The following is a 23402-nucleotide window of genomic DNA, read 5'->3' as shown; positions in this document are numbered from 1 at the left end:
CCGCGAAGTGCCATCCCGTGAACAGCCGAGCGGGAAAAAGAGCCGCGGAGGGAACCTCCGTCCCGCCTTGAACCGGACCGCCATCCTGGCCGTCGGCGTCGTGGTGCTGTTCTTCGCCAGCGTCCTGCTGGGCAGCTATACCGTGACCATCCCGGACTTCTTCAAAATTGTGATCGCGGACCTGACCGACGGGCCCAAGATCCCCGGCGCCAGCTTCATCGTGATGGAAAGCAAACTGCCACGCGCGGTAGTTGGCACCATGATCGGCGTGGCATTCGGCCTGGCCGGTGCCCTGTTCCAGACCATGCTGCGCAATCCGCTGGCCAGCCCCGACGTCATCGGCATTACCTCCGGGGCCAGCGCCTCTGCCGTCTTCGCCATCGTGATCTTCGGCGCCGGCGGTGCGAGCGTGTCCTGGGCGGCACTCGCCGGGGCGCTCGCCGTGGCGGGCTTCATTTACTTCATCAGCCGCAGTGGGTCGCTGGGTTCCGGCGGCGGCAAGGGCGGCAACGCTGCCGGAAACCGGCTGATCCTCGCGGGGATCGGCATCGCTGCGGCGCTGCAGGCTGTGGTCAGCTTCCTGATGACGCGGACAGACATCCGGACCGCTGCCGAGGCCCTCGTCTGGATCAACGGATCTCTGAACTCGGCCAGCTGGGACCGGGCAGGCTTTCTGGCAGTCGCGCTTATCATCCTGGTCCCACTTGTGGTGGTGCTGGCTGTGGCGCTGCGCATCCTTGAGCTCGGTGACGATACCGCGTCCGGCCTCGGAATCCGGGTCGCGTTTACCAGGCTGGCCGTTGTCATCGTGGCGGTTTCACTTGCGGCGGTGGCGACGGCGGCAGCCGGCCCCGTTGCTTTCGTCGCCTTCCTTGCCGGTCCCATTGCCCGTCGCTTCACCATGAAAGCCAGCCTCCCGGCGTCGGCCTTCGTCGGTGCCCTGATTGTCCTGGCGGCCGATTTCTTTGCCGTCAACATTGCCCCTCTGCTCCTGGACGGCACCGTGCTCCCGGTGGGCGTTATCACCGGCGCGCTCGGTGCCCCGTTCCTGCTGTGGCTCCTGGTCACGGCCAACCGAAAGGATGCCTGAGATGGCGTTACTGAACGCGAAAGACCTGACGCTGCAATATGACCAGCGCTGCATCGTGGATAGTCTCACCGCCACCATCCCGGAGGGCAAGGTGACCATGATCGTCGGGGCAAACGCCTGCGGCAAGTCCACACTGCTGCGCGGACTGTCCCGCCTGCTGAAGCCCGCTGGCGGCAGCGTCACGCTGGATGGCAAGGACATCCACAGCCGTCCGGTCAAGGAACTGGCCCGCATCCTGGGCCTGCTGCCGCAGCACCCTACGGCGCCGGATGGCATCACCGTGCAGGACCTGGTGGGCCGTGGCCGTTACCCGCACCAGGGCTTATTCCGGAGCTCCAGCGCCGAGGACGAACGCGCCGTGCAGCACGCCATGGAAGTCACGGACACTTTGCAGTTGGCAGACCGTAATGTGGATGAACTGTCCGGCGGCCAGCGCCAGCGGGTGTGGATCGCCATGGCCTTGGCGCAGGAAACCGAGGTGCTGCTGCTCGACGAGCCCACCACCTACCTGGACCTGGCCCACCAGGTGGAGGTCCTGGACCTGGTCACGGACCTGAACCGCCGCCGCGGCACCACAGTCGCGATTGTGCTGCATGATCTCAACCTGGCTGCACGCTATGCGGACCACGTCATCGCCATGAAGGGCGGTGCGATCGTGGCCGAAGGCAGTTCCACTGACGTGATCACCGAGGCACTGGTCCGGGACGTCTTCGGGCTGGAGTCCAGGGTGGTTTCGGACCCGATTTCCGGCACGCCCCTGATCGTTCCCATTGGCCGGCACCACTCGCCGGTTCAGGATGTGACGGATGGACCCGGCGCTCCAACTGAACCGGCTGCAACGGCGGCCGCCCACCCAAAAGCACTGACCGCAACATTGGAGATGGCCTCATGACCAGCGCAAACGCCACCAAAACCACCACAGCCGGTACGAAAACTGAACCGATGACGCTCGCGTTCGACGTCACCGTCTCCTCCGTGCAGCAGCTGAGCCCCACCTTCCGCCGCGTCACCCTGGGCGGCTATTCGTTGCGTGACTTCGGCGTTCGCGGCGGCACCCTCGACCTGCGCATCAAGCTGATGATTCCCTCGCTGGCTGAGGACGGAACGCAAATTCCGCTGCCTGCTTTCAATATGGAAGAAGCAGGCTGGTACCAGGAATGGCTCGCCATGGACCCCACCCTCCGCGGCTCGATGCGCACCTATACCGTCCGTGAGTCCCGGCTGGACAGCGTCTACCCGGAAATCGACGTCGACTTCGTGATGCACTTCGATGAAAACGGTAACGGCGGCCCCGCAGCCAATTGGGCCCAGGCCGCCAAGCCCGGTGACGCCATCACCCTCATCGGACCCAACAACCGGGCCGCGCACTGCTTCACCGCGGAAATCTACTCAGGTATCGAGTGGCGTCCGGGCATGGCCCAGCGGGTCCTGCTGGCCGGCGACGAGACAGCCATCCCGGCCATCTCCGCCATCCTCCAAAGCCTGCCCTCCTATATGACCGGCCATGCCTTCCTTGAAGTACCCGAGGCCGGCGATTTCCTGGAGCTCGAGTCCGCCGCCGACGTCAAGATCACGTGGCTGGCCCGCGGCGCCTCGATCGGCCGCTCGCGACCGCACGGCGAGCTCCTGCAGGAAGCCGTCCGTAAGGCCGTGCCGGTGCCGGGCTGGGTGGGCATCAAGTCCGACGACGGCGGAGCCGGCCCCGAGCCGGAGGACGTCAACGTGGACGAGGAGATCCTCTGGGAGACTCCGGCGCGCATGGAAACCGCTGCGATCGCGGCAACCAAGAACCCGGACATGCCGGCCGGCGCCATGCCGTTTTATGCCTGGATTGCCGGCGAAGCAGCCGTCATTAAGGACATGCGCCGCTACCTGGTGCGCGACGTGGGCATCGACCGCAAGCAGGTCGCGTTCATGGGTTACTGGCGCCAGGGTAAATCTGAAGGCTGACCCTCCCGTGGGCCGTGTCGCCTGATGTTCATCCGGCCTTTCCCGCCCCGCATTTATATGTGGCTAAGGTGGGGCGGGTGCGTGGCATTCCTGAGCTTCCTACCGGCGGGCGGCGCGTGTACGTCGCCCTGGGAGATTCCTTTACCGAAGGTGTGGGGGACAACTCGCGCCGGCTTCCCAACGGAGTCAGGGGCTGGGCTGACAGGGTTGCCGAGAAGCTGGCCAAGGCGAACCCCGGCTGGGAGTATGCCAACCTTGCCATCCGCAGCAAGCGGCTGCGCCACGTGGTGGCCGAACAGCTGGAACCCGCGCTGGCCATGGAGCCGGCCCTCATCACGCTCTACGCCGGCGGTAACGACATCCTTGATTTCGGCACGGACATCAACGCGCTCCTGGCGGAATACGAGGATCTGGTGGCGAAGCTCAGTGCCACAGGGGCGGTCCTGGTCCTGTTCACCGGGTTTGACGTAAAGGTCTCGGCCGTCCTTGAGCCGCTCAAGAAGCGCAACGCCATTTACAACCAGCGCGTCCGCGAGTTGGCAGACAGGTACAACGCGGTGCTGGTCGACTTCTGGTGCTTTGAGGCCTACCACGATCCGCGCATGTGGGCTCCGGACCGGCTCCACATGTCCAAAGCGGGCCACAAATACATGGCGGCCCAGGTCCTGGATCACTTGGGCGTCCCGCACAAAATAACGCCAAAGGACTGGGGGCCACCGGACAGGATGACGCTCCGCGCATGGGAGCGCCGGCAGCGTCGTTGGATGAAAGACTGGGTGCTGCCGCTTTTTAGCCGGAAGATCCGGGGAATCACGCTGGGCGATGCCCTGCGGCCGCGCTGGCCGGAGCCGGTCAGGGTACCGGCAAAAGGCGGGCTGAAGAAGCTGGCCGACGAGCTCGTGGCCGGGCCCTGAGAATCCCGCGTCACCAGCCCAGGAAAGTTACTCGTCCAGCAGGTTTTCGAATCCTTCAGCCACCCGGCTGGCGTGGAATGCGGTGACCTCGAATTCCGCCACGCCGTTGATATAGAACGGATCCCGGGCCAGGGAATTGTCCAGTTCTTCGCGGCCGGCCCGGGACAACAGCATCCCGCCGGTGCGCGGAACCTTGCGTCCGGCAGCAACGAAGACGCCGTCGTCAAAGGCCTTCTGCAGCCATTCGACGTGGGCATCGAGGTGTAAATCCACTATGTCCTGGGGCACTTTGTAGGTCAGGGAGACTACATACATGCGGCTCAGACTACCGCGAAGGTATAACAGGCCCCGCTCAGTTGAACCGTCAAGCATCGCAAGCTCCTAGAATGGAGGGATGACTGAACCACGGTGGCTGAATCCTGATGAGCGACGCGCGTGGCTGGCGCTGCTGAGCATCAACACCATGTTGCCGGCAGCCCTGGACAACCAGCTGCATGCTGCGGGAAAGGTCTCGCTCTTCGACTACAACGTAATGGCCATGTTGTCCGAGGCGGAAGGCCGCTACCTCCCCATGAGTGCCCTGGCTGGCCGTACCAGCGCCTCCCTCTCGCGCTTGTCCCACGTGGTTACCAAGCTGGAGAAGCGCGGATGGGTGGAGCGCCGGCCGCATCCCGGTGATGCCCGCGTCACCACCGCGCACCTCACCGACCAGGGCATGGACAGGCTGGTCGAGCTGGCACCGGGCCACGTCGAATCGGTACGGAACAAGTTCCTGGACGCCCTGACCCAGGAGGACGTCGCCGATCTCGCCAGGATCGGCGAAAAGATCGTGGCAAAGCTCGACGCCGACCATTGGATCCTGCGCAACTGACGGTAGGCGGGGGTTCGTCTTGGTGGGCTCCCGGCGCTGGTGGCAGACTCGGGCCTATGGAATTTACCTCCCGCTATGTCGCCCTTGGCGACTCCTTTACAGAGGGCGTCGGTGACGACGATCCAACCCGACCCAACGGTGTCCGTGGCTGGGCTGACCGGGTTGCAGAGCAGTTGGGTGCCGCAGATCCGGGATTTGGCTATGCGAACCTGGCGATCCGGGGACGGAAACTGCGCCAGATCATCGCCGAACAGGTGAGTGCCGCCGTCGAGCTTAATCCCACCCTGGTGAGCATCTACGCCGGTGCGAATGACATCCTCCGGCCGCGCATCGACATTGATGACCTGCTGGTGGAGTATGACGACGCCGTTGCCCGGCTGACTGCCACCGGAGCCACCGTGGTGATGTTCACCGGTTTCGACGCCCGCGGCTCGAAGGTCTTCAGCACCATGCGCGGCCGGACCGCCATCTACAACGAACTGGTGCGCGGAATCGCGGGCGATCACGGTGCGCTGCTGGTGGACTACTGGCGCTTCAACGAGTACTACGACTGGGGCATGTGGGCTCAGGACCGGATGCATATGTCCGCTGCCGGGCACGCAAACATGGCCAAAAGGGTGCTGACCGTGCTGGAGCATGATCACTCCATAGAAGTACCGCCCATGACACCCGTACCTCAGCTGGGCCCGCTCGAGACAGTGGGCGCCAATGCGCGCTGGGCGCGTGAGTTCGCCGGGCCCTGGGTAATGCGCCGGCTGACCGGTACGTCTTCGGGCGATGGCCTTCAGCCCAGGTACCCTCACCTGACTCGGCTGTAGCGGTTTCAACCCGGCCGTCCCGCGCCGCTTGGGCGCCTGGCGGGGCGGCCGCCCTTATACACCTTCGCAGCCCGGATTGGTCTTTAATTGCGCGAACTCGTAGACTTGACAAGCGCTAAGTGCGCGGAGCGTGCGCAATTGCTCCGGTTGCCCGGTATTTTCTCCAGGGTGGCCGGTAGTTAGGGGCTCAAGTTGCGTGACTAACCGTTCGCCCTGATTCACTTTTGGGTCGCTCTTAGCTGCATGATCCAGCAGCAGATATGCGGATCATTACATTCAATTTTTGAGGAGAAGTCATGGCAGCACACTGCCAAGTGACCGGAGCCGAGCCGGGCTTTGGGCACAGCATTTCGCACTCGCACCGCCGCAACAAGCGTCGGTTCGATCCGAACATCCAGAAGAAGCGCTACTGGGTTCCGTCCCTGCGCCGTAATGTCACCCTGCAGCTGTCTGCAAAGGGCATTAAGACCATCGACGTCCGCGGCATCGACGCAGTCGTCGCCAGCATTCTTGCTCGTGGGGTGAAGCTCTAATGGCTAAAGACAAGGACGTACGTCCGATCATTAAGCTGAAGTCCACCGCGGGAACCGGTTACACCTACGTAACCCGCAAGAACCGTCGTAACGACCCGGACCGTATGGTCCTGCGTAAGTACGATCCCAAGATCCGCCAGCACGTCGAATTCCGAGAGGAGCGCTAAGCATATGGCTAAGAAGTCAATGATCGCTAAGAATGAACAGCGTAAAGTCATCGTAGAGCGTTACGCTGCCAAGCGCCTCGAGCTGAAGAAGGCTCTGGTAGACCCCAACTCCACCGACGAAGTCCGTGAAGCTGCACGCCTCGGCCTGCAGAAGCTTCCGCGCAACGCTTCGCCGGTACGCCTGCGTAACCGCGACATCATCGATGGCCGTCCGCGCGGTACCTTCCAGAAGTTCGGTATCTCCCGTGTCCGCTTCCGCGACATGGCACACCGTGGCGAGCTTCCGGGCATCACCAAGTCTTCCTGGTAATCCGCTTCTGCTGATTCCAGCTGCTTGAAAAGGGCCGGCAACCGTTTGGTTGCCGGCCCTTTTGCGTTTAAGGCCCGGGGCGGCGCGTCCGGTGATCGAGCACCATCGTTGATCGAGCTGGTCCGGTGATCGAGCTTGTCGAGATCCGGTGCGTGCTGCAGCCCACAGTGTTGAAGGCACGACGCCGGCACTCACTTTCGCCTATTTTCCTCACCCTGATAGCCGGTATTCCGCGCCGTGGCGGGGTTCTGTTGATGCGGGGCACTGGGTGGTGGTGGATTTGTGTTGGGGGTTGGGTGGGTGTATTGTTTTTTGAGTCGCCGCCGCTGATGCGGGAAAATAGCGACCGACCCCCTTCTTCAAATGGCCTGGAAATGGCGCGCTTTTTGGTGTGTTGTTGGTGGGTGGGGCTGGTTTGGTGGAGTGTTGATCGCGGAAACGTTGGTTTGCAAAGCTTCGCTGGATCGGGTAAGTTTGAAAAGTTGCTCCGGAGCGATCCACGGCTGAGATGTTGTGGTGGTGCCGGGTGTGTCTGTTGTTTGAGAACTCAATAGTGTGCCAAGTTTATTGATACCGATTTATTTATATGAATTGGTTGTTTTTGACCGGGCCTGTGCCGCCCCTGTGGTGTGGGTCTGGTTTTTTTCAGCTGGTTTCAAATTTTGTGCAGCCATTTTCCTGCGTTATTTCCGTGGGTGTGGTTGTGTCTGTTTTTGTTTTACTTCAACGGAGAGTTTGATCCTGGCTCAGGATGAACGCTGGCGGCGTGCTTAACACATGCAAGTCGAACGATGATGCCAGCTTGCTGGTGGATTAGTGGCGAACGGGTGAGTAACACGTGAGTAACCTGCCCTTGACTCTGGGATAAGCCTGGGAAACTGGGTCTAATACCGGATATGACTCCTCATCGCATGGTGGGGGGTGGAAAGCTTTTTTGTGGTTTTGGATGGACTCGCGGCCTATCAGCTTGTTGGTGAGGTAATGGCTCACCAAGGCGACGACGGGTAGCCGGCCTGAGAGGGTGACCGGCCACACTGGGACTGAGACACGGCCCAGACTCCTACGGGAGGCAGCAGTGGGGAATATTGCACAATGGGCGAAAGCCTGATGCAGCGACGCCGCGTGAGGGATGACGGCCTTCGGGTTGTAAACCTCTTTCAGTAGGGAAGAAGCGAAAGTGACGGTACCTGCAGAAGAAGCGCCGGCTAACTACGTGCCAGCAGCCGCGGTAATACGTAGGGCGCAAGCGTTATCCGGAATTATTGGGCGTAAAGAGCTCGTAGGCGGTTTGTCGCGTCTGCCGTGAAAGTCCGGGGCTCAACTCCGGATCTGCGGTGGGTACGGGCAGACTAGAGTGATGTAGGGGAGACTGGAATTCCTGGTGTAGCGGTGAAATGCGCAGATATCAGGAGGAACACCGATGGCGAAGGCAGGTCTCTGGGCATTAACTGACGCTGAGGAGCGAAAGCATGGGGAGCGAACAGGATTAGATACCCTGGTAGTCCATGCCGTAAACGTTGGGCACTAGGTGTGGGGGACATTCCACGTTTTCCGCGCCGTAGCTAACGCATTAAGTGCCCCGCCTGGGGAGTACGGCCGCAAGGCTAAAACTCAAAGGAATTGACGGGGGCCCGCACAAGCGGCGGAGCATGCGGATTAATTCGATGCAACGCGAAGAACCTTACCAAGGCTTGACATGAACCGGAAACGTCTGGAAACAGGCGCCCCACTTGTGGTCGGTTTACAGGTGGTGCATGGTTGTCGTCAGCTCGTGTCGTGAGATGTTGGGTTAAGTCCCGCAACGAGCGCAACCCTCGTTCCATGTTGCCAGCGCGTAATGGCGGGGACTCATGGGAGACTGCCGGGGTCAACTCGGAGGAAGGTGGGGACGACGTCAAATCATCATGCCCCTTATGTCTTGGGCTTCACGCATGCTACAATGGCCGGTACAAAGGGTTGCGATACTGTGAGGTGGAGCTAATCCCAAAAAGCCGGTCTCAGTTCGGATTGGGGTCTGCAACTCGACCCCATGAAGTCGGAGTCGCTAGTAATCGCAGATCAGCAACGCTGCGGTGAATACGTTCCCGGGCCTTGTACACACCGCCCGTCAAGTCACGAAAGTTGGTAACACCCGAAGCCGGTGGCCTAACCCCTTGTGGGAGGGAGCTGTCGAAGGTGGGACCGGCGATTGGGACTAAGTCGTAACAAGGTAGCCGTACCGGAAGGTGCGGCTGGATCACCTCCTTTCTAAGGAGCACCTACAGATTGTTCATGCCGCGTATGTGGTGTGGGGGTTTGTCAGGAGTATATGCCCGTTGCGCAGACGCTAGTTCTGCGGCGGGTGCTCATGGGTGGAATATCAATAAATAGCGGCTGTCTGTGGTTTCGCTTGTCCAGTACGGTGACTGTTCTTCCTCTTTGCGGGGGTTGGTGGTTGCTTGGAACGATGTGGTGGGGTTTGCGGGTGGTTTAGTGTTTGGCACACTGTTGGGTCCTGAGGCAACAGGGCCGTGGATGCTTTCTTCTGCTCTTTTGGGTGGGTGGGGGTGTTTGCGGGTTTGTTTGTTTCTGGTTTCCTGGCTGCATCGATCGCATGGTGGTCCCGTTCGCGGGGCTTGTGTGGGGTGTGTGGTTTGGGGTTGTTGTTTGAGAACTACATAGTGGACGCGAGCATCTTTTATAAGAAGCAATTTCCAAGAATATGAACCTGGATCTGGTTCCGTGCGCCTTTGGGTGTGCGGGGACGGTTTCTGTGGTTCTCTCGAAAATCTGTTTTGAATTGATCTTTGTGGTCAAGTTTTTAAGGGCACACGGTGAATGCCTTGGCATTAGGAGCCGAAGAAGGACGTGGGAATCTGCGATATGCCTGGGGGAGTCGATAACCGGACTTTGATCCCAGGGTCTCCGAATGGGGAAACCCCGCCAGGAACGCGAGTTACCTGGTGACCCGTATCTGAACACATAGGGTACGTGGAGGGAACGCGGGGAAGTGAAACATCTCAGTACCCGCAGGAAGAGAAAACAATAGTGATTCCGTCAGTAGTGGCGAGCGAACGCGGATCAGGCTAAACCGTTCCATGTGTGATAGCCGGCGGGCGTTGCATGGTCGGGGTTGTGGGACTTTCCGTACTGTCTCTGCCGGGACAGTGAGGTGTGATGTGCTGGCATAGGTGAACGGTCTTGAAAGGCCGGCCGTAGAGGGTGTGAGCCCCGTAACCGTAATGTTTGGTGCCGCCTGGAGAGTATCCCAAGTAGCACGGGGCCCGAGAAATCCCGTGTGAATCTGTCAGGACCACCTGATAAGCCTAAATACTCCCTAATGACCGATAGCGGACCAGTACCGTGAGGGAAAGGTGAAAAGTACCCCGGGAGGGGAGTGAAACAGTACCTGAAACCGTGTGCTTACAATCCGTCGGAGCAACCTTGTAGTTGTGACGGCGTGCCTTTTGAAGAATGAGCCTGCGAGTTAGTGTTACGTCGCGAGGTTAACCCGTGGGGGGAAGCCGTAGCGAAAGCGAGTCTGAATAGGGCGTTGCAGTGGCGTGATCTAGACCCGAAGCGAAGTGATCTACCCATGGCCAGGTTGAAGCGACGGTAAGACGTCGTGGAGGACCGAACCCACTTCAGTTGAAAATGGAGGGGATGAGCTGTGGGTAGGGGTGAAAGGCCAATCAAACTTCGTGATAGCTGGTTCTCCCCGAAATGCATTTAGGTGCAGCGTTGCGTGTTTCTTACCGGAGGTAGAGCTACTGGATGGCTAATGGGCCCTACAAGGTTACTGACGTCAGCCAAACTCCGAATGCCGGTAAGTGAGAGCGCAGCAGTGAGACTGTGGGGGATAAGCTTCATAGTCGAGAGGGAAACAGCCCAGACCACCAACTAAGGCCCCTAAGCGTGTGCTAAGTGGGAAAGGATGTGGAGTTGCGAAGACAACCAGGAGGTTGGCTTAGAAGCAGCCATCCTTGAAAGAGTGCGTAATAGCTCACTGGTCAAGTGATTCCGCGCCGACAATGTAGCGGGGCTCAAGTACACCGCCGAAGTTGTGGATTTCAGATAGTAGACAAGCCTTCGTGGTTCAGTCGTCTGGAGTGGTAGGGGAGCGTCGTGTGGGCAGTGAAGTCGCGGTGTAAACCAGCGGTGGAGCCTACACGAGTGAGAATGCAGGCATGAGTAGCGAAAGACGGGTGAGAAACCCGTCCGCCGAATGATCAAGGGTTCCAGGGTCAAGCTAATCTGCCCTGGGTAAGTCGGGACCTAAGGCGAGGCCGACAGGCGTAGTCGATGGACAACGGGTTGATATTCCCGTACCGGCGAAAAACCGCCCATGCTGAACAGGGGATACTAACTGCCCGAAGCCTGCCCGATCGCCCTTGTGGTGTGAGGGTTTTGGTGGAGCGCAGGACCTGATCCTGGGAGGCAAGCGTATTAACAGGTGTGACGCAGGAAGGTAGCCAAGCCGGGCGATGGTTGTCCCGGTCTAAGGATGTAGGGTGAATGGTTGGTAAATCCGCTGTTCGTGATGCCTGAGATCTGATGGGACCCCCGTATGGGGGGATTTGGTGATCCTATGCTGCCGAGAAAAGCATCGACGCGAGGTTTTAGCCGCCCGTACCCCAAACCGACACAGGTGATCAGGTAGAGAATACTAAGGCGATCGAGAGAATTATGGTTAAGGAACTCGGCAAAATGCCCCCGTAACTTCGGGAGAAGGGGGGCCCCAACCTTGAAAGAACCACGCGTTCTGGAGGGGATCGGGGCCGCAGAGACCAGGGGGAAGCGACTGTTTACTAAAAACACAGGTCCGTGCGAAGTCGCAAGACGATGTATACGGACTGACTCCTGCCCGGTGCTGGAAGGTTAAGAGGACCGGTTAGCCGCAAGGCGAAGCTGAGAATTTAAGCCCCAGTAAACGGCGGTGGTAACTATAACCATCCTAAGGTAGCGAAATTCCTTGTCGGGTAAGTTCCGACCTGCACGAATGGAGTAACGACTTCCCCGCTGTCTCAACCATAAACTCGGCGAAATTGCAGTACGAGTAAAGATGCTCGTTACGCGCAGCAGGACGGAAAGACCCCGAGACCTTTACTATAGTTTGGTATTGGTGTTCGGAGTGGCTTGTGTAGGATAGGTGGGAGACGTTGAAGCCCGGACGCCAGTTCGGGTGGAGTCATCGTTGAAATACCACTCTGGTCACTTTGGACATCTAACTTCGGCCCGTAATCCGGGTCAGGGACAGTGCCTGATGGGTAGTTTAACTGGGGCGGTTGCCTCCTAAAGAGTAACGGAGGCGCCCAAAGGTTCCCTCAGCCTGGTTGGCAATCAGGTGTCGAGTGTAAGTGCACAAGGGAGCTTGACTGTGAGAGAGACATCTCAAGCAGGGACGAAAGTCGGGACTAGTGATCCGGCGGTACATTGTGGAATGGCCGTCGCTCAACGGATAAAAGGTACCTCGGGGATAACAGGCTGATCTTGCCCAAGAGTCCATATCGACGGCATGGTTTGGCACCTCGATGTCGGCTCGTCGCATCCTGGGGCTGGAGTAGGTCCCAAGGGTTGGGCTGTTCGCCCATTAAAGCGGTACGCGAGCTGGGTTTAGAACGTCGTGAGACAGTTCGGTCCCTATCCGCTGCGCGCGCAGGAAATTTGAGAAGGGCTGTCCTTAGTACGAGAGGACCGGGACGGACGAACCTCTGGTGTGTCAGTTGTACTGCCAAGTGCACCGCTGATTAGCTACGTTCGGATGGGATAACCGCTGAAAGCATCTAAGCGGGAAGCCCGCTTCAAGATGAGATTTCCATACACCTCGTGTGTGAGAGGCCCCCAGCCAGACCACTGGGTTGATAGGCCGGATGTGGAAGCGGGGACTAAAGACCCGTGAAGCTGACCGGTACTAATAGGCCGATAACTTACACCACACACCAGTGCGTGAACGAAACCTTCAAAAGACGTTCACACCAAAGCACTGCGTAAAGATCAAGACTGCTTGCGTCCACTATGTGGTTCCCAAACAACAAACCCGCACCACGGGCACGTTGCACAGGAACCAACAACAAAATAACAACACCACAAGTTGTAACACCAGACTTCCCACACCCCCAACAAGGGGTGACGGGTACAAGGGTTACGGCGGTCATAGCGTGGGGGAAACGCCCGGTCCCATTCCGAACCCGGAAGCTAAGACCCACAGCGCCGATGGTACTGCACCCGGGAGGGTGTGGGAGAGTAGGTCACCGCCGGACAAACACTAGGCTCAGGCCCCGACACCACGTGTCGGGGCCTGACCCCTTTAACACCACCACACCCCACACCAACACCGTGCCCAAAGACACAGCCAGATACGGTGCCCTCTCCCGGGAACTTAGACTTACCAGCATGACTTCCAGCTCCCGCACACCTGCCCGGAAGCGGGCCACCATCCTTGATGTGGCCGCTGCCGCTGGGGTCTCGAGGCAAACTGTCACCCGGGCCATGAACGGCATGCCGGGGATTAAGCAGTCAACCCGGGAACGCGTCCAGGAGTTGGCGCGTGAACTTGGCTACACGCCGAGCCGGTTCGCCAAAGGCCTCGTCCAAGGGGCACGTACCTCTGTGGGCCTGGCAATTCCGGATCTCACCAACCCATATTTCCCTGCCTTTGCCTCGAGTGTTGTTGAGATGGCGACCCAGCGGGGCTGGAACGTGGTGGTGGACGACTACGGACATGGTGCCGGCAGGGCCCTGGATGCCATCGAACGTCTGGCACCGCAAGTGGATGCGGTTATTGGCTATCTTGGCCAGGATTCGGATCAGGCCCAGGCAATGCTGGGTAGGCGCCCGGTGATCTTGCTGGATCATCCATCAGGCCAGAGCGCAGGCAGGATTTCTTTCAATTACCGCCATGCAGCACGGCTTGCGCTTGAGTATCTGGCCGGGGACGACCGCAGCCACATTGCTTATCTGGATTCAGGGCCGCAGGAGTCGATGACAGCCCGCGGTACGGCTGTTGTGGATGTTGCCCGCGAGCTCGGGATCGAGCTGACTGTTGCCCGTAGTGCGGACTCCGCGCTGGCTGCATCCGGGGCTGTCCGCGAATTGCTGTCCCAGTCTGCGCAGGTGGACGGACTCCTGGCCTTCAACGACCTGATGGCGGCCGGCGCGCTCAAAGCCTTGGCCCAAGCCGGGCGTGCTGTGCCCGGGGACTGTGCGGTGATTGGCATGGACGGGATCCCGCTCGGCGAGTTGGTGACGCCTGAGTTGACCACCCTCTCTGTGGACCTCCGGGAAGTGGGAAGGGCCGCCGTCGGACTGCTTGACGGGCTGCTGTCCGGCACCGTCTCTCCGGGAAGCTCGGCAGCTGAACTGACCCTGCGCCATGAGCTGGTGTTGCGCCAATCGGCGTAGAACTGTCCCGGAGCCTATCCAAAGGGCTGCCGGACCGGTAGCATCTTCCGCGTACCGTGAACGTTCACGGAAGGCTGCGCCTGCATACGCGGCCGCTCCCAAGCCCCGGATAAAGGAACGCTATGCCAGTTGAGTCACCCACCGAAACGATCGAGCCCTCTGCCCAGGGCGCCGCGGGCAACCAGCCCCGCCCGCTGGAGCTGGCGCCCAGGAAGTCCTCAACCTGGCCTCACTGGAACCTTCCCGGGGCACCCTCCCGCCACGCGCCTACCTGCACAGCGACGCTCCCAATCTGAAGCTCAACGGCGACTGGCTGTTCAGGCTCAGCCCCGGCGTGCGCCAGGCTCCGGACGGCTGGCAGTTCGGCGGTGACGCTGAGGGCTTCACCACCCTGCCCGTCCCCTCAAACTGGCCGATGCACGGACACGGAAAGCCCGCATACACCAACGTCCAGTTCCCGTTCCCCGTTGAGCCGCCGCATGTCCCCGAGGCGAACCCGATCGGCGACCACCTGGTCGAATTCGAAGCCGGGCCAGAGTTCTTTCCGTGCGCCCTCCTCCGTTTCGATGGCATTGACTCTGCGGGTACGGTGTGGCTGAACGGCACCGAACTGGGAACCACCCGCGGCAGCCGGCTTGCGCACGAATTTGACGTTACCGGCGTCCTCCGGGAAGGCCGGAACGTCTTGGCGGTACGCGTGGCGCAGTTCTCGGCCGCCAGCTACGTGGAGGATCAGGACATGTGGTGGCTGCCGGGCATCTTCCGCGACGTTACGCTGCAGGGACGGCCGGAGCACGGCATTGACGATGTTTTTGTCCACGCCGACTTCGATCACCACACCGGGCACGGCCTCCTCCGAGTGGAAGCGAGCCGGGGCGGCGAAGCGGTTGCCGCCGTCGTACGCATTCCGGAACTCGGGCTGGAACTGGAGTCAGGCACCGTATACCGGATTCCGGACATTTCACCGTGGTCGGCGGAGGTGCCGCGGCTCTACGAAGCAACCGTCAGCACGCCTGGCGAGACGGTACAGCTGCAGCTCGGATTCCGCAGCATCCTTATCGAGGACGCCCAGTTCAAGGTCAATGGCCGGCGGATCCTGCTGCGCGGCGTGAATCGCCACGAGCATCATCCAAAGCTGGGCCGGGTGGTTCCGCGCGGGTTTATGGAAGCGGAACTCCGGCTCATGAAGCAGCACAACATCAACGCAATCCGAACGTCGCACTACCCGCCGCACCCGGATTTCCTGGCCCTGGCTGACCAATTGGGTTTTTACGTGGTGCTCGAATGCGATCTTGAGACGCATGGTTTCGAAAGCAGCGGCTGGAAGCAGAATCCCAGCGACGATCCGCAGTGGGAAGCCGCGCTGGTGGACCGGATGCGGCGCACCGTGGAGCGGGACAAGAATCACGCAGCCGTCATTATGTGGTCCCTGGGCAATGAGGCGGGGACCGGCCGGAACCTGGCGGCGATGTCGCGCTGGACCAAGGACAGGGACCCGTCCCGGCCCATCCACTATGAGGGCGACTGGAGCTGCCCGGACGTAGACGTGTACTCAAGGATGTACGCCAGCCACGCTGAGACCGAGTTGATCGGCCAGGGCAAGGAGGAGCCGCTGGCCGATTCCGGGCTCGATGCGCGCCGGCGCGCCATGCCGTTTATGCAGTGCGAGTACGTGCATGCCATGGGCAACGGACCCGGCGGCATGACTGAATACCAGGAGCTGTTCGAGAGCTATCCCCGGCTGATGGGTGGCTTTGTGTGGGAGTGGCTGGAGCACGGGATAACCGTGGCCGCGACGGATGGCACCGAGCAGTTCGCCTACGGCGGCGACTTCGGCGAGGAAGTGCACGACGGGAACTTCGTGACGGACGGCCTGGTGGACGCCAACCGCAAGCCCCGCCCCGGCCTCCTTGACTTCAAGAAGGTCATCGAGCCGCTGCAGATCACTGTGGAGGAGGACTGGTCAGGCTTCACGGTGCGGAACGGCTTTGATTTTGCGGACACCTCAGCGCTCAGCTTCCGCTATCAGGTGGAGGCCGACGGCGTGACTCTCGACGCCGGCACGGTTGCGGTCACGCCGTTGGCGCCCCGGGCGGACTGCTTCGTGCGGCTGCCCGCCGGCCTCCCGGCGTTGGCCGGGAGAGGCGCCGCGGTGCTCACCGTCAGTGCCTGCCTTGCTGCCGACACCGACTGGGCATTGGCCGGGCACGAGGTTGCATGGGGCCAGGCTGTCCGTGAACTGCCCGCCGTCCCGGCGCCCGCCGCCCTTGAGGCTGTGCGTGTGGATGACGCTGAGCTGCACCTTGGCCCCGTGACGTTTGACCGCGCTACCGGAGTTCCGACGGCGATCGGCGGCATTCCTGTGGACGGCCTTTGCCTGATGCTCTGGTGGGCGCCGACGGACAACGACCTGGGGGTCGAATGGGACGGGGCGGACCGCAGGCCACTGGCGACGCAGTGGAAGGACGCCCGTCTGGACCGGATGCATAGCCGTCTCATCGGCATTACCGCTGAACCGGCAGCGAACGGTGGCGAGGTGCTCGTCGTCCGGACCCGGATGGCGGCGGCGGACAAGCAGTTCGGGGTGCTGGTGGACTACTCGTGGAGCAGTGATGGCCAGGATGTCCAGCTCCGGACCCAGGTCCGCCCCGATGGTGAGTGGACCAACGCCGGCTTCGCGGTGGAGTGGGCGCGGATTGGGTTGGAGCTGATCCTGGGAACGGGTACCCAAGCCGTGGACTGGTTTGGCCAGGGGCCACATCAGGCATACCCCGACTCCGGGCAGGGAGCCAGGACGGGCTGGTTCGGCCTCCCGCTGGATGAACTGGATGTCGACTATGTGCGCCCCCAGGAATCGGGTGCCCGCGCAGGGGTTCGCGAAGCAACGGTGACCCTCAACGCCGGCACGTTGGACATCAGCGGGGAACCTTTCGCTTTGACTGTCCGCCCATACGGGCAGGACGTCCTCGACGCCGCAACGCACCGCGCCGACCTGGCCTCCGACGGGCGCACTTACGTGTACGTGGACCATGCCCGCCGTGGAGTAGGTACGTCGGCATGCGGACCGGGAGTCCTGGAGGCTTACCGGCTGCCGCCGCGGGAGGCAGACTTTTCGGTGGTGTTGCGGGCACGAGGCTGAGTCCTTAAGTGTGATCCAGTCCATATAACCGGTGGCCCCACCACGCGCCTGAACTTGATGGCTGGACCCCTGGAATCCGCGGAGTGCCGCGGGTTTTGGGGGTTGTGGGTGTGGGTGGTGGTGGATTTGTGTTGGGGGTTGGGTGGGTGTATTGTTTTTTGAGTCGCCGCCGCTGATGCGGGAAAATAGCGACCGACCCCCTTCTTCAAATGGCCTGGAAATGGCGCGCTTTTTGGTGTGTTGTTGGTGGGTGGGGCTGGTTTGGTGGAGTGTTGATCGCGGAAACGTTGGTTTGCAAAGCTTCGCTGGATCGGGTAAGTTTGAAAAGTTGCTCCGGAGCGATCCACGGCTGAGATGTTGTGGTGGTGCCGGGTGTGTCTGTTGTTTGAGAACTCAATAGTGTGCCAAGTTTATTGATACCGATTTATTTATATGAATTGGTTGTTTTTGACCGGGCCTGTGCCGCCCCTGTGGTGTGGGTCTGGTTTTTTTCAGCTGGTTTCAAATTTTGTGCAGCCATTTTCCTGCGTTATTTCCGTGGGTGTGGTTGTGTCTGTTTTTGTTTTACTTCAACGGAGAGTTTGATCCTGGCTCAGGATGAACGCTGGCGGCGTGCTTAACACATGCAAGTCGAACGATGATGCCAGCTTGCTGGTGGATTAGTGGCGAACGGGTGAGTAACACGTGAGTAACCTGCCCTTGACTCTGGGATAAGCCTGGGAAACTGGGTCTAATACCGGATATGACTCCTCATCGCATGGTGGGGGGTGGAAAGCTTTTTTGTGGTTTTGGATGGACTCGCGGCCTATCAGCTTGTTGGTGAGGTAATGGCTCACCAAGGCGACGACGGGTAGCCGGCCTGAGAGGGTGACCGGCCACACTGGGACTGAGACACGGCCCAGACTCCTACGGGAGGCAGCAGTGGGGAATATTGCACAATGGGCGAAAGCCTGATGCAGCGACGCCGCGTGAGGGATGACGGCCTTCGGGTTGTAAACCTCTTTCAGTAGGGAAGAAGCGAAAGTGACGGTACCTGCAGAAGAAGCGCCGGCTAACTACGTGCCAGCAGCCGCGGTAATACGTAGGGCGCAAGCGTTATCCGGAATTATTGGGCGTAAAGAGCTCGTAGGCGGTTTGTCGCGTCTGCCGTGAAAGTCCGGGGCTCAACTCCGGATCTGCGGTGGGTACGGGCAGACTAGAGTGATGTAGGGGAGACTGGAATTCCTGGTGTAGCGGTGAAATGCGCAGATATCAGGAGGAACACCGATGGCGAAGGCAGGTCTCTGGGCATTAACTGACGCTGAGGAGCGAAAGCATGGGGAGCGAACAGGATTAGATACCCTGGTAGTCCATGCCGTAAACGTTGGGCACTAGGTGTGGGGGACATTCCACGTTTTCCGCGCCGTAGCTAACGCATTAAGTGCCCCGCCTGGGGAGTACGGCCGCAAGGCTAAAACTCAAAGGAATTGACGGGGGCCCGCACAAGCGGCGGAGCATGCGGATTAATTCGATGCAACGCGAAGAACCTTACCAAGGCTTGACATGAACCGGAAACGTCTGGAAACAGGCGCCCCACTTGTGGTCGGTTTACAGGTGGTGCATGGTTGTCGTCAGCTCGTGTCGTGAGATGTTGGGTTAAGTCCCGCAACGAGCGCAACCCTCGTTCCATGTTGCCAGCGCGTAATGGCGGGGACTCATGGGAGACTGCCGGGGTCAACTCGGAGGAAGGTGGGGACGACGTCAAATCATCATGCCCCTTATGTCTTGGGCTTCACGCATGCTACAATGGCCGGTACAAAGGGTTGCGATACTGTGAGGTGGAGCTAATCCCAAAAAGCCGGTCTCAGTTCGGATTGGGGTCTGCAACTCGACCCCATGAAGTCGGAGTCGCTAGTAATCGCAGATCAGCAACGCTGCGGTGAATACGTTCCCGGGCCTTGTACACACCGCCCGTCAAGTCACGAAAGTTGGTAACACCCGAAGCCGGTGGCCTAACCCCTTGTGGGAGGGAGCTGTCGAAGGTGGGACCGGCGATTGGGACTAAGTCGTAACAAGGTAGCCGTACCGGAAGGTGCGGCTGGATCACCTCCTTTCTAAGGAGCACCTACAGATTGTTCATGCCGCGTATGTGGTGTGGGGGTTTGTCAGGAGTATATGCCCGTTGCGCAGACGCTAGTTCTGCGGCGGGTGCTCATGGGTGGAATATCAATAAATAGCGGCTGTCTGTGGTTTCGCTTGTCCAGTACGGTGACTGTTCTTCCTCTTTGCGGGGGTTGGTGGTTGCTTGGAACGATGTGGTGGGGTTTGCGGGTGGTTTAGTGTTTGGCACACTGTTGGGTCCTGAGGCAACAGGGCCGTGGATGCTTTCTTCTGCTCTTTTGGGTGGGTGGGGGTGTTTGCGGGTTTGTTTGTTTCTGGTTTCCTGGCTGCATCGATCGCATGGTGGTCCCGTTCGCGGGGCTTGTGTGGGGTGTGTGGTTTGGGGTTGTTGTTTGAGAACTACATAGTGGACGCGAGCATCTTTTATAAGAAGCAATTTCCAAGAATATGAACCTGGATCTGGTTCCCTGCGCCTTTGGGTGTGCGGGGACGGTTTCTGTGGTTCTCTCGAAAATCTGTTTTGAATTGATCTTTGTGGTCAAGTTTTTAAGGGCACACGGTGAATGCCTTGGCATTAGGAGCCGAAGAAGGACGTGGGAATCTGCGATATGCCTGGGGGAGTCGATAACCGGACTTTGATCCCAGGGTCTCCGAATGGGGAAACCCCGCCAGGAACGCGAGTTACCTGGTGACCCGTATCTGAACACATAGGGTACGTGGAGGGAACGCGGGGAAGTGAAACATCTCAGTACCCGCAGGAAGAGAAAACAATAGTGATTCCGTCAGTAGTGGCGAGCGAACGCGGATCAGGCTAAACCGTTCCATGTGTGATAGCCGGCGGGCGTTGCATGGTCGGGGTTGTGGGACTTTCCGTACTGTCTCTGCCGGGACAGTGAGGTGTGATGTGCTGGCATAGGTGAACGGTCTTGAAAGGCCGGCCGTAGAGGGTGTGAGCCCCGTAACCGTAATGTTTGGTGCCGCCTGGAGAGTATCCCAAGTAGCACGGGGCCCGAGAAATCCCGTGTGAATCTGTCAGGACCACCTGATAAGCCTAAATACTCCCTAATGACCGATAGCGGACCAGTACCGTGAGGGAAAGGTGAAAAGTACCCCGGGAGGGGAGTGAAACAGTACCTGAAACCGTGTGCTTACAATCCGTCGGAGCAACCTTGTAGTTGTGACGGCGTGCCTTTTGAAGAATGAGCCTGCGAGTTAGTGTTACGTCGCGAGGTTAACCCGTGGGGGGAAGCCGTAGCGAAAGCGAGTCTGAATAGGGCGTTGCAGTGGCGTGATCTAGACCCGAAGCGAAGTGATCTACCCATGGCCAGGTTGAAGCGACGGTAAGACGTCGTGGAGGACCGAACCCACTTCAGTTGAAAATGGAGGGGATGAGCTGTGGGTAGGGGTGAAAGGCCAATCAAACTTCGTGATAGCTGGTTCTCCCCGAAATGCATTTAGGTGCAGCGTTGCGTGTTTCTTACCGGAGGTAGAGCTACTGGATGGCTAATGGGCCCTACAAGGTTACTGACGTCAGCCAAACTCCGAATGCCGGTAAGTGAGAGCGCAGCAGTGAGACTGTGGGGGATAAGCTTCATAGTCGAGAGGGAAACAGCCCAGACCACCAACTAAGGCCCCTAAGCGTGTGCTAAGTGGGAAAGGATGTGGAGTTGCGAAGACAACCAGGAGGTTGGCTTAGAAGCAGCCATCCTTGAAAGAGTGCGTAATAGCTCACTGGTCAAGTGATTCCGCGCCGACAATGTAGCGGGGCTCAAGTACACCGCCGAAGTTGTGGATTTCAGATAGTAGACAAGCCTTCGTGGTTCAGTCGTCTGGAGTGGTAGGGGAGCGTCGTGTGGGCAGTGAAGTCGCGGTGTAAACCAGCGGTGGAGCCTACACGAGTGAGAATGCAGGCATGAGTAGCGAAAGACGGGTGAGAAACCCGTCCGCCGAATGATCAAGGGTTCCAGGGTCAAGCTAATCTGCCCTGGGTAAGTCGGGACCTAAGGCGAGGCCGACAGGCGTAGTCGATGGACAACGGGTTGATATTCCCGTACCGGCGAAAAACCGCCCATGCTGAACAGGGGATACTAACTGCCCGAAGCCTGCCCGATCGCCCTTGTGGTGTGAGGGTTTTGGTGGAGCGCAGGACCTGATCCTGGGAGGCAAGCGTATTAACAGGTGTGACGCAGGAAGGTAGCCAAGCCGGGCGATGGTTGTCCCGGTCTAAGGATGTAGGGTGAATGGTTGGTAAATCCGCTGTTCGTGATGCCTGAGATCTGATGGGACCCCCGTATGGGGGGATTTGGTGATCCTATGCTGCCGAGAAAAGCATCGACGCGAGGTTTTAGCCGCCCGTACCCCAAACCGACACAGGTGATCAGGTAGAGAATACTAAGGCGATCGAGAGAATTATGGTTAAGGAACTCGGCAAAATGCCCCCGTAACTTCGGGAGAAGGGGGGCCCCAACCTTGAAAGAACCACGCGTTCTGGAGGGGATCGGGGCCGCAGAGACCAGGGGGAAGCGACTGTTTACTAAAAACACAGGTCCGTGCGAAGTCGCAAGACGATGTATACGGACTGACTCCTGCCCGGTGCTGGAAGGTTAAGAGGACCGGTTAGCCGCAAGGCGAAGCTGAGAATTTAAGCCCCAGTAAACGGCGGTGGTAACTATAACCATCCTAAGGTAGCGAAATTCCTTGTCGGGTAAGTTCCGACCTGCACGAATGGAGTAACGACTTCCCCGCTGTCTCAACCATAAACTCGGCGAAATTGCAGTACGAGTAAAGATGCTCGTTACGCGCAGCAGGACGGAAAGACCCCGAGACCTTTACTATAGTTTGGTATTGGTGTTCGGAGTGGCTTGTGTAGGATAGGTGGGAGACGTTGAAGCCCGGACGCCAGTTCGGGTGGAGTCATCGTTGAAATACCACTCTGGTCACTTTGGACATCTAACTTCGGCCCGTAATCCGGGTCAGGGACAGTGCCTGATGGGTAGTTTAACTGGGGCGGTTGCCTCCTAAAGAGTAACGGAGGCGCCCAAAGGTTCCCTCAGCCTGGTTGGCAATCAGGTGTCGAGTGTAAGTGCACAAGGGAGCTTGACTGTGAGAGAGACATCTCAAGCAGGGACGAAAGTCGGGACTAGTGATCCGGCGGTACATTGTGGAATGGCCGTCGCTCAACGGATAAAAGGTACCTCGGGGATAACAGGCTGATCTTGCCCAAGAGTCCATATCGACGGCATGGTTTGGCACCTCGATGTCGGCTCGTCGCATCCTGGGGCTGGAGTAGGTCCCAAGGGTTGGGCTGTTCGCCCATTAAAGCGGTACGCGAGCTGGGTTTAGAACGTCGTGAGACAGTTCGGTCCCTATCCGCTGCGCGCGCAGGAAATTTGAGAAGGGCTGTCCTTAGTACGAGAGGACCGGGACGGACGAACCTCTGGTGTGTCAGTTGTACTGCCAAGTGCACCGCTGATTAGCTACGTTCGGATGGGATAACCGCTGAAAGCATCTAAGCGGGAAGCCCGCTTCAAGATGAGATTTCCATACACCTCGTGTGTGAGAGGCCCCCAGCCAGACCACTGGGTTGATAGGCCGGATGTGGAAGCGGGGACTAAAGACCCGTGAAGCTGACCGGTACTAATAGGCCGATAACTTACACCACACACCAGTGCGTGAACGAAACCTTCAAAAGACGTTCACACCAAAGCACTGCGTAAAGATCAAGACTGCTTGCGTCCACTATGTGGTTCCCAAACAACAAACCCGCACCACGGGCACGTTGCACAGGAACCAACAACAAAATAACAACACCACAAGTTGTAACACCAGACTTCCCACACCCCCAACAAGGGGTGACGGGTACAAGGGTTACGGCGGTCATAGCGTGGGGGAAACGCCCGGTCCCATTCCGAACCCGGAAGCTAAGACCCACAGCGCCGATGGTACTGCACCCGGGAGGGTGTGGGAGAGTAGGTCACCGCCGGACAAACACTAGGCTCAGGCCCCGACACCACGTGTCGGGGCCTGACCCCTTTAACCACCCAACCCAGCACCAACACCGCCGGGGAAGCGCGGCTGTCTATGGGCCCCAACGTGAGCCAAAGTCTGTGGAAAACGAGCCGAATCGGGTG

The 23402-nt window shown here is 59.5% G+C and carries 12 protein-coding genes and 6 rRNA genes; 17 read left to right on the top strand and 1 reads right to left on the bottom strand.

Annotation, left to right across the window (positions count from 1 at the left end; all coding sequences use genetic code 11):
* Positions 1-67 precede the first annotated feature (67 nt).
* From ACWA13_RS17125 to ACWA13_RS17110, 4 genes are all read left to right on the top strand, one after another.
* Positions 68-1090, top strand: a complete 1023-nt coding sequence (locus ACWA13_RS17125) for a FecCD family ABC transporter permease (protein WP_463937960.1) — start codon at positions 68-70, stop codon at positions 1088-1090.
* A 1-nt stretch (position 1091) separates the two neighbouring features.
* Complete coding sequence (locus tag ACWA13_RS17120; protein ID WP_463935521.1) at positions 1092-1982, top strand: ABC transporter ATP-binding protein; 891 nt, start codon at positions 1092-1094, stop codon at positions 1980-1982.
* On the top strand, positions 1979-3040 hold the full coding sequence (locus ACWA13_RS17115; protein ID WP_463935520.1) for a siderophore-interacting protein: 1062 nt from the start codon (positions 1979-1981) through the stop codon (positions 3038-3040). Before ACWA13_RS17120 ends, ACWA13_RS17115 begins: the two co-directional genes overlap by 4 nt.
* 77 nt (positions 3041-3117) lie before the next feature.
* Positions 3118-3954, top strand: coding sequence for an SGNH/GDSL hydrolase family protein (locus ACWA13_RS17110; RefSeq protein ID WP_463935519.1), 837 nt, complete (start codon positions 3118-3120; stop codon positions 3952-3954).
* 27 nt (positions 3955-3981) lie between these two features.
* Here the strand turns inward: ACWA13_RS17110 and ACWA13_RS17105 are convergent, their stop codons facing one another.
* Positions 3982-4269 carry a YciI family protein gene (locus tag ACWA13_RS17105; RefSeq protein ID WP_463935517.1) on the bottom strand — a complete coding sequence of 96 codons (288 nt, stop codon included), beginning with the start codon at positions 4267-4269 and terminating at the stop codon, positions 3982-3984.
* A 79-nt stretch (positions 4270-4348) separates the two neighbouring features.
* On the opposite strand from ACWA13_RS17105, the gene ACWA13_RS17100 reads away from it, so the two are divergent.
* The 13 genes from ACWA13_RS17100 (at position 4349) to rrf (ACWA13_RS17040) (ending at position 23257) form a co-directional block, all read left to right on the top strand.
* Positions 4349-4825 (top strand): MarR family winged helix-turn-helix transcriptional regulator, encoded by a 477-nt coding sequence (locus ACWA13_RS17100; protein ID WP_463935515.1) that lies wholly within the window; start codon positions 4349-4351, stop codon positions 4823-4825.
* Positions 4826-4881: 56 nt separating this feature from the next.
* Positions 4882-5643 carry an SGNH/GDSL hydrolase family protein gene (locus ACWA13_RS17095; RefSeq protein ID WP_463935513.1) on the top strand — a complete coding sequence of 254 codons (762 nt, stop codon included), beginning with the start codon at positions 4882-4884 and terminating at the stop codon, positions 5641-5643.
* A 296-nt stretch (positions 5644-5939) separates the two neighbouring features.
* Positions 5940-6176: a 50S ribosomal protein L28 gene (gene rpmB, locus ACWA13_RS17090; RefSeq protein WP_463935512.1), complete on the top strand. Its 237-nt coding sequence runs from the start codon at positions 5940-5942 to the stop codon at positions 6174-6176.
* The gene (gene rpmG / locus ACWA13_RS17085; protein ID WP_056737121.1) at positions 6176-6343 is read left to right on the top strand and encodes a 50S ribosomal protein L33; all 168 of its coding nucleotides are present in this window, start codon (positions 6176-6178) and stop codon (positions 6341-6343) included. The genes rpmB and rpmG overlap by 1 nt, the downstream gene beginning before the upstream one ends.
* Positions 6344-6347: 4 nt before the next feature.
* Positions 6348-6653 (top strand): 30S ribosomal protein S14, encoded by a 306-nt coding sequence (gene rpsN / locus ACWA13_RS17080; RefSeq protein ID WP_026266887.1) that lies wholly within the window; start codon positions 6348-6350, stop codon positions 6651-6653.
* Between the two features lie 723 nt (positions 6654-7376).
* A 16S ribosomal RNA gene (locus tag ACWA13_RS17075) occupies positions 7377-8900 on the top strand.
* A gap of 543 nt (positions 8901-9443) precedes the next feature.
* A 23S ribosomal RNA gene (locus ACWA13_RS17070) occupies positions 9444-12568 on the top strand.
* A 207-nt stretch (positions 12569-12775) separates the two neighbouring features.
* Positions 12776-12892, top strand: a 5S ribosomal RNA gene (gene rrf / locus ACWA13_RS17065).
* The 16S, 23S and 5S rRNA genes sit together here, the layout of an rRNA operon.
* A 133-nt stretch (positions 12893-13025) precedes the next feature.
* Entirely contained in the window at positions 13026-14033 is a 1008-nt protein-coding gene (locus tag ACWA13_RS17060) for a LacI family DNA-binding transcriptional regulator (RefSeq protein WP_463935510.1), read from the top strand.
* 334 nt (positions 14034-14367) lie between these two features.
* Complete coding sequence (locus ACWA13_RS17055) at positions 14368-17172, top strand: glycoside hydrolase family 2 TIM barrel-domain containing protein (RefSeq protein ID WP_463935508.1); 2805 nt, start codon at positions 14368-14370, stop codon at positions 17170-17172.
* Positions 17173-17741: 569 nt separating this feature from the next.
* Positions 17742-19265: ribosomal RNA gene (locus ACWA13_RS17050) — 16S ribosomal RNA — on the top strand.
* 543 nt (positions 19266-19808) lie between these two features.
* Positions 19809-22933: ribosomal RNA gene (locus ACWA13_RS17045) — 23S ribosomal RNA — on the top strand.
* Between the two features lie 207 nt (positions 22934-23140).
* Positions 23141-23257 (top strand): 5S ribosomal RNA (rrf, locus tag ACWA13_RS17040).
* Positions 23258-23402 lie beyond the last annotated feature (145 nt).

This window comes from Pseudarthrobacter sp. TRD_SC_9 (genome assembly GCF_055361265.1).
The sequence above is the reverse complement of the archived record's forward strand: the minus strand, read 5'-3'. Positions and strand labels throughout refer to the sequence as shown.

Bases quoted from the DNA above. Each gene is read 5' to 3' on its own strand.
- rpsN (WP_026266887.1), top strand. From the start codon at position 6,348: ATGGCTAAGAAGTCAATGATCGCTAAGAATGAACAGCGTAAAGTCATC.
- ACWA13_RS17060 (WP_463935510.1), top strand. From the start codon at position 13,026: ATGACTTCCAGCTCCCGCACACCTGCCCGGAAGCGGGCCACCATCCTT.
- ACWA13_RS17095 (WP_463935513.1), top strand. From the start codon at position 4,882: ATGGAATTTACCTCCCGCTATGTCGCCCTTGGCGACTCCTTTACAGAG.
- ACWA13_RS17115 (WP_463935520.1), top strand. From the start codon at position 1,979: ATGACCAGCGCAAACGCCACCAAAACCACCACAGCCGGTACGAAAACT.
- ACWA13_RS17100 (WP_463935515.1), top strand. From the start codon at position 4,349: ATGACTGAACCACGGTGGCTGAATCCTGATGAGCGACGCGCGTGGCTG.
- ACWA13_RS17120 (WP_463935521.1), top strand. From the start codon at position 1,092: ATGGCGTTACTGAACGCGAAAGACCTGACGCTGCAATATGACCAGCGC.
- rpmB (WP_463935512.1), top strand. From the start codon at position 5,940: ATGGCAGCACACTGCCAAGTGACCGGAGCCGAGCCGGGCTTTGGGCAC.
- rpmG (WP_056737121.1), top strand. From the start codon at position 6,176: ATGGCTAAAGACAAGGACGTACGTCCGATCATTAAGCTGAAGTCCACC.
- ACWA13_RS17105 (WP_463935517.1), bottom strand. From the start codon at position 4,269: ATGTATGTAGTCTCCCTGACCTACAAAGTGCCCCAGGACATAGTGGAT.